Genomic DNA, 11844 nt, shown 5'->3' on the forward strand with positions numbered 1-11844 from the left:
CCATCCCCGCTTAAACCTCGCGCCATGAAGACCATGACCTATGCGATCGGCGACATTCACGGACGCGCCGATCTCCTTGACCAGCTTCTCGCATCGATCGAGGCGCATGCAAGTCGCATCGGAGCCGCCGCCAAGATCGTCTTCACGGGTGATTATGTCGATCGCGGTCCGGATTCCTACGGTGTGATCGAGCGCCTGATTGCCGGGCCAAAACGTCCGGTGGATCGCTTCGTGTGTCTGCGCGGCAATCACGACGACCTGTTCATCAAGGCCGTGACGACCGGCGTCGGCGTGCCGGACTGGGCCTGGGACTTGTTCTGGTTCACGATCCGCAGCTATGGACTGGATCGCGATACGCTGAACCGCAACGACGCCAAACTTCGCCGGCATGTGGCTTTTCTCGAGACACTCCCGCTGACCCATGACGATGGCACGAACCTCTTCGTGCATGCCGGCATTCGGCCCGGTGTCTCGATTGAGGACCAGATCGAGGAAGACCTGATCTGGATTCGGGAGGACTTCCTGAACCACCCCCATCCCCTACCCCGGCGCGTCGTTCATGGGCATACGATCATGGGCGATCTCGCGGTCGTAACGATCAATCGCGTCTCGATCGATACCGGCGCCTACCGGTCGGGTGTTCTGACGGCGGCCGTGCTGGACGGGCCGGACGTCAGCTTCCTGCAGGCGATCGGCGCACCGGATCGGGGCGCGATCGTGCGCGAAGCAAAGCTCTCCGCGTCGATCCGAGGGCAAGCGATCTCGCCCGACGTTCAGACCACCTTCGATGCTTACCTCGCCGGGTCGATCGAGGTCGACGAAATGGACAAGCGTCTCCGGCAGGTCCTCGTCTAACGCTTTTGGCGCTGCGGTTCAGGATGTCGGGGTCGTCTTCAGCCCCGGCGTGATCGTGAAGGTCTGTCCGGCATTGCCGCCCGCCTCGAAGGCATCCGGCGCGATGGTTCGGCCAGCGCTGCGCGTCGCGCGAAACGTCAGCCCGAGCTTCGACAGATCCTGCTCGATGATCGATGTCTTCACGACCACGAGGTCGCGGCCAGACTTGGCATTGGCCTGATCACGATCGGTCTTCATGGCATCGAGCTTGGTCGCGATGGAGGTCACCATGCCGAGCGTGAACGACGCATTGGCGAGGTGCCGATCTTGATGCCGCACCTTGAGATAGGCCCGGCTCGTCTTGTAGCGCCCGAGTTCGGTGCGAACCGCCGCGTCGATCACGCCCGTCAGGTAAAGCGCGACCTCGGCATCGGCCGGCAAGCCGAAGAAGACGAAGCGGTTGTCGCCGTCCGGGTTCTTCTCGCGCCAGACCTTACAATCGCAGAAATGCGCCACCGCGCCGATGCAATCGGCGATGGGGATGCGTTTCTTGCGATGCGTCTCGTAGATCATGCGAACGCAGGCGATCTCGCGCAGATCGACATCGCTGAGCGACAGATCATGCCGATCGAGCAACTCCGCCGCCTTGGCGGCCGCCGCCAGCGCCTCGTCTTCCGTGCAGCCGTTCTGCACGGTCTTCGACAGAAGCGCCCGGATACGGCCGGTCAACTTATCGTGCGCGGCGGGATCGAGGGTGGGCGGCATGAGGACGGGTCTCGTGTGCGGTCGGTTTTGGCTCGACCCTTCGGCTTGTCCGATCTCGCGCCGACGCCCTGACCGGGATCGTCAGACAAACAAGCGACCAGCACCGAAGCTTACGTCAGATCGGCCAAACCGCTTGCTGGGCCTCGCTCGTCGCAACACGAGCGACAGAAACGATCGGATCGTCATTCGGCCGTTTCGTCATCGATCAACGATAGAAGCCGAGCGCCACGATTCAGTCGCTCGCGCCCTCAGACGTCGAGGTTGGCGACGTTATGCGCGTTGGCCTGGATGAACTCACGGCGGGGTTCGACGACATCGCCCATCAGTTTCACGAACATGTCGTCGGCCTCGTCGCCTTCCTTGATCTTCACCTGCAACAGCGATCGGACGTTGCGGTCGAGCGTCGTTTCCCACAATTGCTCGGGGTTCATCTCGCCGAGGCCCTTATAGCGCTGCATCTGGCTGATGCCCTTGCTGCCGGCCGCCATCACGGCATCGACGAGCGCGCTCGGGCCGGCGATCTGGGTCGACTCGCTCTTGCGGGCAAGCGTTGCCGGAACGTCGTAGATCTCGTGCAGCGCCGCGCTTTGCTCGTCGAGCCGACGGGCTTCGGCGGAGGACAGAAGACCCGCATCGAGGATCGACGCCTCACGCACACCACGAACCTGGCGGGTGAACACGAAGCCGTCATCCTTAATCTCGCCTTGCCAGCTCCGTTCTGTCTCTTCGGACAGAGCGTTCAGCCGCTCGGCAATGCGCTCGGCCAAGGCCTGCGCCTCGGCTTCGCCCAGTGCGTGAGCCGGCTTCAGGCCACCCGCGATGGCGGTTTGTTCCACCGCGACGCGATCGTAGCGCGAGTGCAATTGAGCCAGGATGGCGCGAACGATGCGGCCCTGCTCGACAGCGGCGCGAAGATCGCCCCCGGCCCGCTCCTCGCCGCTCGCGAGCCGCAGCACCGTGCCATCGAGCCCGTGGCCGATGAGATAATCCTCCCGCGCCCGCTCGTCCTTCAGATACTGCTCGGACGAGCCGCGCTTGACCTTATAGAGCGGCGGTTGGGCGATATAGACGTAGCCACGCTCGATCAATTCCTTCATCTGCCGAAAGAAGAAGGTGAGCAGCAAGGTCCGGATGTGGGAGCCGTCGACGTCGGCGTCCGTCATGATGATGATCTTGTGGTAGCGCAGCTTGTCGGGGTTGAAGTCGTCCCGTCCGATGCCGGTGCCGAGCGCCGTGATCAGCGTGCCGATCTCCTGGCTCGAAAGCATTTTGTCGAACCGCGCCCGCTCCACGTTAAGGATCTTGCCCTTCAGCGGCAGGATCGCCTGATATTCGCGGTTACGGCCCTGCTTGGCCGACCCGCCTGCCGAATCACCCTCGACGAGAAACAGTTCCGACCGCGCCGGATCGCGTTCCTGACAATCGGCCAGCTTGCCCGGCAGGTTAGCGACATCGAGCGCGCCCTTGCGGCGCGTCAACTCACGCGCCTTGCGGGCCGCCTCACGCGCTGCGGCGGCCTCGACCACCTTGCCGGCCACGATCTTGGCGTCGGCCGGATGTTCCTCGAGCCACGTGCCAAGCGTTTCGTTGACGATCCCCTCGACCACGGGACGCACTTCGGACGAGACGAGCTTATCTTTGGTCTGCGACGAGAATTTCGGGTCAGGCACCTTGACCGACAGCACGCAGGTCAGGCCTTCACGGCAATCGTCGCCGGTGACATCCACCTTCTCGCGCTTGCTGAGGCCCGAGCGATCCGCATACCCGGTCATCTGCCGTGTCAGCGCCGCCCGGAACCCGGCCAGATGGGTACCGCCATCCCGCTGCGGGATGTTGTTGGTGAAGACCAGGACATTCTCGTGATAGCTGTCGTTCCACCACAGCGCGACCTCGACCGTCATGCCGTCGCGCTCGCCGCGCATCAACAGAGGCGTGCCGATCAGCGGCGACTTCGTGCGATCGAGATAGCGCACGAACGCTTCGAGACCGCCCTCGTAATAGAGGTCTTCCATCTTCGGCTCGGCATGCCGCGCATCTGTCAGAATGATGTGAACGCCCGAGTTCAAAAAGGCGAGTTCACGCAGCCGATGCTCGATCGTCGCATAATCGAACTCCACCATCGTGAAGGTCTCGCCCGATGGCATGAACGTGACTTCGGTGCCGCGCTTGAGGCGATCGCCGTCCTTCGGCGCAGGACCGATGACGATCAGCGGCGACACCGCATCGCCATGGGCGAATTCGATCAGATGTTCCTTGTCGTCGCGCCAGATGCGGAGCTTGAGCCAGGTCGATAGCGCATTGACGACCGAAACGCCGACGCCATGCAGGCCACCCGACACCTTATAGCTGTTCTGGTCGAACTTCCCGCCGGCATGCAGCTGGGTCATGATGACCTCGGCGGCCGATACGCCTTCCTCGGTGTGGATCCCGGTTGGAATGCCCCGGCCGTTGTCGGTCACGGTCACCGAGCCATCGACGTTCAGCGTCACGGTCACCAGCGTCGCATGGCCGCCCAGGGCCTCGTCGATCGCATTGTCGACGACCTCATACACCATGTGATGCAGGCCGGACCCATCATCCGTATCCCCGATATACATGCCGGGGCGTTTACGAACCGCATCGAGACCACGAAGAACCTTGATGGAATCCGCACCGTAAGCGTCCGGTTGAGTGCCGTTCGAGGCATCCGACGGAAGGGGCGATTGAGCCATTTAAACCAGTAACTTTCTGCGGCCGTTGCCGACCGTGCCAAACTGAAGCGCGACTACGCCCTATATAGCCATTCTTGGCGCCAAGCGCAGTAGGGATTGCGTCGAGGTCGGCGATGGGCTGTGGGGAGTTCCGGCCACCACCCGAGCGCACGGGCGAGGCAGGCGTGTCGGAGGCGTCGGCGTGCACCGCCAATGGCCTGCGGGCTCGGCGGATTGTCGAGCACGGCGGAGTTTGGCGACGCTCCGGCGCCGCCACGATCGGCTGTTTCTCACCGTCCGAGGCCGTTCAGGCTGGCGGTGGTCGGTTTTCGGCACCGCTTCGGAATGCGACGCCTTCGCAGGGTGAGCTCCGGCCGGCTGCCGATGCGCAGCCGGTGGCGATGAGGCTGACCTCAGGCCTTCGGGCCTCGGGGCTTTTTGGACGAGCGACGCGCCGGTACCTTTTCGGATTTGGTGCTGCCGGCTATCGCGACCGTCTTTGGCATGGCTTTCTTCGGGGCTGCTGCGAGATCGGCGGCGGCCTTCGTCGGAGCCGTGATGGCCGGCTCGCGATCGATCGACGTCAGATCGTGATCGCCGGTGTCGGTCAGGTTCGGCGCTTCGCCTTCGTTATCGATCGCGATCGACTTTTCTTCGACCGGCTCTTCCGCACCGGTGTCGCGCGGCAGCAACGTATCCTGCTCGCTGTCCTGGATCGCGATGATCTCCTTGGCTTCATCCCAATGGAGTTGATCGCGACCGTGCGGGTGGCCCTCAGCCTCCCACAATTCATGCGCTTTCTTGGCAATTCGTTCGTTATCGTCTTGTCCAGCCATCATAATCTCCCAGGAGTATCGGTCGGGAGGTCTTCCGCCTGGTGGCGAATTTCCTCGTCCATGTCGTCCAGCCCGTCCGCCGTTTCATCCGGCAAGGTCGGGCGGCTATTATTGGCCTCGATCCAATCGTCAAGCGTGGCGTCTTCGGGATCCGTGGACGGATCGTCGCTGGTGTTCGATTGCTGGTCGGCGATGCTCGGACGACCGTTGTCGAGCGGCTTGTCCTCGTCCTGATTCGGGGTTTTGGAGGTCATGCCCAAGTCCTTCATTAGTTTGAGATCGTTAACGCACCGTTAACCTTGATGGTCGCTGAAGCAGCCATGCTGATGATGACGCGAGGAGTGAACGCCGTGCTGGCGAACCGGGTTGCCGAGACGTTTCGGCGGAAGCCGGACCTGCTTAGGACAGCCGGCTCTCGGGGTCGTAGGCGAGATGCAGGCGATCCGCGGCCGCCTGCGCGAAGCGGATCAGCAGGGCGCGGCGGGTCGCTCCGGCAAGACGATGTTCCGGCGCCTCGCGCAGGATCTCGGCCCCATAGGCGTCGGCGACGATCAGTCCGGCGTCCGGCGGCATGAGGCCGACCGGCATGTCCGGCGAGACCGCGAAGTAGAGCCGGTCGCAATGCGCCCGATAGATCGGCCATTTCGTATCGGCGCGAAAGTCAGCCACGGAGGATTTGACTTCGATGATGGCCAGCGTCCCGTTGGCGCCGAGCGCCATCACGTCGGCGCGGCGCCCATCGGGCAACACGAGTTCGGTCACGCTGGCAAGGTTGCGGCTCCGCAACATGCGGCGCAAACCCTTGCAGATCACCCGCGCCATCTCCGACTGGCGCCCATCATCGGGCAGCCCGTCGATCGCCTCGTTTCTAAACGCCATCGGCTCCTGATCAACCCTGCTACGGCCGCGATTCGCAAGTAACCATAGAGGAGGCGCAAGCGGAACAAAACCGGAATAGATCGACGAGGGACGAAGCTCAGTCACGGTCGGCGACACAGGAGGGAGGCGCCTACGCCTCGACTGCCCAGCAGGCGACATCCCGGCCCTGTTTGGCAACCAGCGGGGGTTCGTCGACCCGGCATTTGTCGAAAGCAATGGGGCAGCGGGTGTGGAAGACACAGCCTTTCGGCGGATTATAGGGCGAGGGCAACTCACCCTTCAGCACGATCCTGTCGCGTTTGGCACCGGGATCCGCCACCGGCGTCGCCGACAGAAGCGCCTTCGTATAAGGATGCTGCGGATTGGCGAACAGGGTCTGGCTCGACCCGATCTCAACCGTGTGGCCGAGATAGATCACCATGATCCGGTTGGCGATGTGACGCACCACGGACAGGTCGTGCGAGATGAACACATAGGCGAGCCGGAACTCATCCTGCAGATCGGCCAAGAGGTTGAGGACCTGTGCCCGGATCGAAACGTCGAGCGCCGACACCGGTTCGTCCAGCACCAGGATCTTGGGTCGCAGCATCAGAGCGCGCGCGATCGCGATGCGTTGGCGTTGCCCACCCGAGAACATATGCGGGTAGCGGTCATAATATTCTGCCCTGAGCCCGACCTTCACCATCATGTCGCGCGCTGCCGCTTCGCGCGCTTTGGCCGGCGTATCGGTGTTGACCAGCAAAGGCTCTTCGAGCGCCTTGCCGATTTTCTGGCGCGGGTTCAGCGATCCATAGGGGTTCTGAAACACCATCTGGACCTCGCGCCGCAGCCGCTTGCGCGTCGCCGCATCGGCCTGAGCCACATCGGCGCCCTCGATGTCGAGCACGCCGGAGGTCGGCGGCTCGATCAGGGTCAGCAGGCGGCCCAGTGTCGACTTGCCAGAGCCTGACTCCCCGACCACCGCGAGCGTCTCGCCGCGATCGAGCGTGAAGCTCGCGCCCGCCAGCGCCTTCACGGTCACGGGCTTGCCGAAGAGCCCGCGCCGACCCTCATAGTGCCGATGCAGATCCTTGGCTTCGAGCACGCGGGCCGTCGTGTCGAGCACGGGACGTTCAATCGCGAGGCTCATGCGGGTTCCCGCGCAGGTTCAAGCATTCGGGCCGACGGCACGCCGTCGATCAGCGGCGTGTGGCACAGGGCCTGACCGAGGGCGGGACTGGCTTTGCGCGGCACGATCGTGTGGCAGTCGTCGAACACGAAAGCGCAGCGGGGCGAGAAGGTGCATCCGGCCGGCCGATCGAACTGCCCCGGCACCACGCCGGGAATGGCCGGCAGGCGCCGCTGGGTTGCCCGCTCGGGCAACGCCGCCATCAGCGCATCGGTATAGGGATGATGTCGGCCGGCGAAGAGTTCCGCAGTTGTGTTGGTCTCGACCTGACGCCCGGCATATTGCACCACGACGCGGCTCGCGGTTTCGGCCACCACGCCCATGTCATGCGTGATCAGCACGAGGCCCATCCCGGTCTCCTTGCGAAGATCGAGCAACAGATCGAGGATCTGCGCCTGGATCGTGACATCGAGCGCCGTCGTCGGTTCATCCGCAATCAGCAGTTTCGGATTGCAGGAGATCGCCATGGCGATCATGACGCGCTGGCTCATGCCGCCCGACAATTGATGCGGGAACATCCCAAGCCGACGCGCCGGATCGGGAATGCCGACCTTCTCGAGCAGATCGATGCAACGCGCCTTACGGGCCGATCGCGAGAGCCCAAGATGCGCCTTGAGCGACTCGCCGATCTGGAACCCGACCGTGAAGCACGGGTTCAGCGACGACATCGGCTCTTGAAAGATCATCGCCATGTCGCGGCCGATCACCGATCGACGCGCCTTGGGGGTCAGCTTGCGGAGATCCTGGCCGCAGAAATCCATCCGGTCCGCCGTGATGGTCGCGGTCCAGGGGAGTAGGCCCATGATGGCCAGCATCGCGACGGATTTGCCCGAGCCGGACTCGCCGACGATCGCCAAAACCTCGTCGCCATCAACCGTCAGATCAACGCCATCCACAGCCGTGAACGCACCATTGCGGGTTGCGAACCTCACCGTCAGGTTACGAATCTCGAGAAGGCGCATCAGCCTCTCCGCATCTTGGGGTCGAACGCGTCCCGCAGGCCATCGCCCAGCAGGTTGATCGACACGACCGTGATGAGAATCGCGAGCCCGGGCAGCGTCACGATCCAGGGTTGCGAGCGAATGAACTCGCGCGAATCAGCCAGCATGGAGCCCCATTCGGGGGTTGGCGGTTGCGCGCCGAGACCCAGAAACCCCAGCGCCGCGGCTTCGAGAATGGCATCCGACAAACCGAGCGCCGCCTGCACGATGAGCGGCGCCAGGCAATTCGGCAGCACGGTGGACACCATCAGGCGGAACGGTCCGACGCCCGCGACCTTGGCGGCCGTAACATAATCCTTGTCGAGTTCCGTCAAGGCGGAGGCGCGCACAAGCCGCACGTAGCGCGGAACGTAGACGATCGTGACCGCCACGATCGTGTTTACGAGGCTCGGCCCCAGCACCGCCACGGCAAGAATCGCCAGCACCAGATCCGGCACCGACATGATGAGGTCCATGACGCGGGTGATGACGACGTCGACGAACGATCCGTAATAAGCTGCCAACAGGCCGAGCACGATGCCGACCACGAAGGACACGCACATGACCGAGACGCCGATGAACAACGAGACGCGGGCGCCATAGATGATGCGGGACAACATGTCCCGGCCGACGCCATCCGTGCCGAACACGAAGCGCCATGTGCCGCCGCCGACCCAGACCGGCGGTGCCTTCACGGCATCGCGGAACTGCTCGACGGGCGAATAGGGCGCGATCAGCGGCGCGAAGATCGCCATCAGCACGACCAGCGTGACGATCACGAGGCCGAGCACCGCGCCCTTGTTCTCACGGAACGACAGCCAGAAGCTGTAGATCGAGGAGGCGGGCTTCGGCGCCGTCGTCAGGCTGCTCGGGGCGGCCGAAAGGGTCGCAAGATCAGCGGCCATGCCGGATCCTCGGGTTGATGAGGCCATACGTCGTATCGACCAACAGATTGACCAGAATGACGACCGCCGACACCAGCATGATGCCGCCCTGCAAGGCCGGATAGTCGCGGCGCGAGATGGCCTCGATGAGGTAATGGCCGACGCCGGGCCAGGAGAAGATCGACTCGGTGAGCACCGCCCCGGCCAGCAAGCTGCCGGTCATCAGGCCGATCACGGTCGTGACCGGGATGAGCGCGTTGCGAAGGGCGTGGACGCCGATGACGCGGAACGGCGAAAGGCCCTTGGCGCGCGCGGTGCGAACATAATCCTCGCTCAGCACCTCCAGCATCGAGGATCGCGTCATTCGGGCGATCACGGCCAGTGGAATCGTGCCGAGCACGATGGACGGGAGAATGAGGTGGCGCACCGCATCGACGAACGCGCCTGGCTCGTCCGACAGCAGGCTGTCGATCAGCATGAAGCCGGTCGGGGTGTCGTAGTCGAACCGAATGAGATCGATGCGACCAGACACGGGGGTGAGGTGCCACTGCTCGGCCACCAGCATGATGAGCAACAGACCCCACCAGAAAATCGGCATGGAATAACCGGTGACTGAAAGGCCCATCAGCACCTGATCGTACCATGTGCCGCGTTTGACGGCGGCCACGACGCCCATCGGGATCCCGATCGCGATCGCCAGCATCATGGCCACGGCCGAGAGTTCGACGGTGGCGGGGAAGAGCGTGAGAAATTCCGTCAAGACGGGATTGCTGGTCGACAGCGACGTGCCGAAGTCGCCGTGCAGCAGATGCCATCCATAATCGAGGAATTGCTTCCAGACGGGCTGGTCCAGCCCGAGTTGGTGGCGGAACATCTCGAGCCGCTCGGGCGAGATGCCATGCTCGCCAACCCGCACCTCGACGGGATCCCCCGGCACCAGCCGGATCGCCATAAAGGTCAGAAACGTCAGCGCGATGAAGGTCGGAATGGTCAGCGCGAGGCGCTTGAGGAAGAAGCGGATCACGATCGCGGATCCGCTGCCTGGCCAGCCGGACCACGATGGTCCGGCTGATTGATGATGAAAAGAATGACGATCACCTCGATTACTTCAGGTCGACGCCATCGAACTGGTTACGACCCAACGGGCTCATTTTGTAATCTACGACATTTTTGCGCATCGGCTGATACACGACCGAGTGGGCAATGTTGAGCACGGGTTCGTCGTCATGCTCGATGACCTGCATCTCGCCATAGAGCTTCGTGCGCTCGGCCTGATCGGTGATCTGCTTGGCCTTGTCCAAGCGCGCATCGAACTCCGTGTTGCACCATTTGCCGACGTTGCTGGCCGCCGGCTTTCCGCCCGGGCAACCGAGGAAGAAGAAGAAATTGTCCGGATCGCCATTGTCGCCCGTCCAACCGAACAACGCCGCCGTCGCTTCGCCATTCTGCAACCGCTTGCGATATTCGCCCCACTCGTAGGTCACAAGCTTCGCATTGACGCCGATCTTGGCGAGATCCGACTGCATCATCTCGGCGATGCGCTTGGCGTCCGGGTTATAGGGCCGCTGCACGGGCATGTACCAGAGGTCGATGTCGAGCGGCGTGGTGACACCGGCGGTCTTCAGCAGTGCCTTGGCCTTCTCAGGATCGAACGGATAATCGACGACCTTGTCGTTATAGGCCCACATGGTCGGCGGAATGAGGTTCTTGGCGGCTTGGCCGGCCCCGAGATAAACGTCCTTGATGATCGACGGCTTATCGATCGCCATGCTGAGAGCCTGACGGACTTCCTTCTTGTCGAAGGGCGGCTTCTGCGCGTTAAAGGCCAGATAGCCGATGTTGAGGCCCGGCTGCGACATGACCGTGAGATCGGGATCCTTCTGCATTTCGGGCAGATCGGCCGGACGCGGGAAGGTCGAAACCTGACATTCGCCGGTCTTCAGCTTCGACAGGCGCGCGGTCGGGTCAGGCGTGATCGCGAAAACGAGGTCGTCGATCGGCGGCTTGCCGCCCCAGTAATCCTTGTTGGCCTTGAAGCGGATCACGGCGTCCTTCTGATAGGACGAGAAGGTGAACGGCCCGGTGCCGACCGGAACCTGATCGAATTGCTCGGGCTTGCCCTTTTTCATCAAGCTGTCGGCATATTCGGCCGACTGGATCGTCGCGAAGTCCATGGCGAGATTCGCCAAAATCGCGACATTCGGCTCGCTGAGCGTCATGACGATCGTATAATCGTCCTTCTTCTCGATCGACTTGACGAGCTTCGGCATATCCATGTCGGAGTAATAGTCGTACTTGCCGCCCGAGACCTTATAGTAGGGGTTCTTCTCGTCATATTGGCGACCGAACGAGAACAACACGTCGTCGGCATTGAAATCACGGGTCGGCTTGAAGTCGCGGATCGCGCCGAATTTCACACCCTTCCGCAGCTTGAACGTAATCGTCATGCCATCGGGGCTGACGATCCAGCTTTCAGCGAGGCCGGGCTTCAGGGTGGTGGCGCCACGGTCAAATTCAACGAGCTGGTCGAATACCGGGCGGGCGGCGTCGAAGCTGGTGCCAGTGGTGTTCAGCGCAGGGGTGAAATTTTCCGGCGAACCTTCGGAGCAATAAACCAAGGTCTTGGCCGAGGCTGCGCTCGATCCGAGCAACAAAGCCGCAACCCCAAAACCGATCATTTTCAAATGGTTCATTCGTCACCTTCAGTTACGAGCCAAAGCCTGCAGCAACCCGCTTCCGGTTGCGGCCTCGATCAACACCATGTCAGGATGCTCAAATACGCGCCATATCGAAGCGTGATTTGAGCAG

General features: G+C 62.8%; 11 protein-coding genes. 1 reads left to right on the top strand and 10 read right to left on the bottom strand.

The features are described 5' to 3' along the window. Nucleotides 1–33: 33 nt before the first annotated feature. Nucleotides 34–855: a metallophosphoesterase family protein gene (locus tag EY713_RS21010; RefSeq protein ID WP_165491214.1), complete on the top strand. Its 822-nt coding sequence runs from the start codon at nt 34–36 to the stop codon at nt 853–855. Between the two features lie 18 nt (nt 856–873). Here EY713_RS21010 and EY713_RS21015 read toward each other — a convergent pair whose 3' ends face one another. The 10 genes from EY713_RS21015 to EY713_RS21060 form a co-directional block, all read right to left on the bottom strand. Next, entirely contained in the window at nt 874–1599 is a 726-nt protein-coding gene (locus tag EY713_RS21015; protein ID WP_131118875.1) for a DUF7168 domain-containing protein, read from the bottom strand. A 248-nt stretch (nt 1600–1847) separates the two neighbouring features. After that, on the bottom strand, nt 1848–4310 hold the full coding sequence (gyrB, locus tag EY713_RS21020; RefSeq protein ID WP_131118877.1) for a DNA topoisomerase (ATP-hydrolyzing) subunit B: 2463 nt from the start codon (nt 4308–4310) through the stop codon (nt 1848–1850). Between the two features lie 392 nt (nt 4311–4702). Then, entirely contained in the window at nt 4703–5128 is a 426-nt protein-coding gene (locus tag EY713_RS21025; RefSeq protein ID WP_131118879.1) for a DUF2934 domain-containing protein, read from the bottom strand. Continuing rightward, nucleotides 5125–5385, bottom strand: a complete 261-nt coding sequence (locus EY713_RS21030) for a hypothetical protein (protein WP_131118881.1) — start codon at nt 5383–5385, stop codon at nt 5125–5127. The genes EY713_RS21025 and EY713_RS21030 overlap by 4 nt, the downstream gene beginning before the upstream one ends. Nucleotides 5386–5524: 139 nt before the next feature. Beyond that, on the bottom strand, nt 5525–6004 hold the full coding sequence (locus tag EY713_RS21035; protein ID WP_131118883.1) for an MmcB family DNA repair protein: 480 nt from the start codon (nt 6002–6004) through the stop codon (nt 5525–5527). A 130-nt stretch (nt 6005–6134) separates the two neighbouring features. Then, nucleotides 6135–7133 carry a dipeptide ABC transporter ATP-binding protein gene (locus EY713_RS21040; RefSeq protein ID WP_131118885.1) on the bottom strand — a complete coding sequence of 333 codons (999 nt, stop codon included), beginning with the start codon at nt 7131–7133 and terminating at the stop codon, nt 6135–6137. Further along, on the bottom strand, nt 7130–8134 hold the full coding sequence (locus tag EY713_RS21045) for an ABC transporter ATP-binding protein (protein ID WP_131118887.1): 1005 nt from the start codon (nt 8132–8134) through the stop codon (nt 7130–7132). The genes EY713_RS21040 and EY713_RS21045 overlap by 4 nt, the downstream gene beginning before the upstream one ends. Continuing rightward, nucleotides 8134–9057, bottom strand: a complete 924-nt coding sequence (locus EY713_RS21050; protein WP_131118889.1) for an ABC transporter permease subunit — start codon at nt 9055–9057, stop codon at nt 8134–8136. The genes EY713_RS21045 and EY713_RS21050 overlap by 1 nt, the downstream gene beginning before the upstream one ends. Further along, nucleotides 9047–10060, bottom strand: coding sequence for an ABC transporter permease subunit (locus EY713_RS21055; RefSeq protein WP_131118891.1), 1014 nt, complete (start codon nt 10058–10060; stop codon nt 9047–9049). The genes EY713_RS21050 and EY713_RS21055 overlap by 11 nt, the downstream gene beginning before the upstream one ends. 79 nt (nt 10061–10139) lie before the next feature. Continuing rightward, complete coding sequence (locus tag EY713_RS21060) at nt 10140–11729, bottom strand: ABC transporter substrate-binding protein (protein ID WP_165491215.1); 1590 nt, start codon at nt 11727–11729, stop codon at nt 10140–10142. Between the last annotated feature and the right edge of the window lie 115 nt (nt 11730–11844).

The organism is Lichenihabitans psoromatis (assembly GCF_004323635.1).
Taxonomy (GTDB): Bacteria; Pseudomonadota; Alphaproteobacteria; order Rhizobiales; family Beijerinckiaceae; genus Lichenihabitans; species Lichenihabitans psoromatis.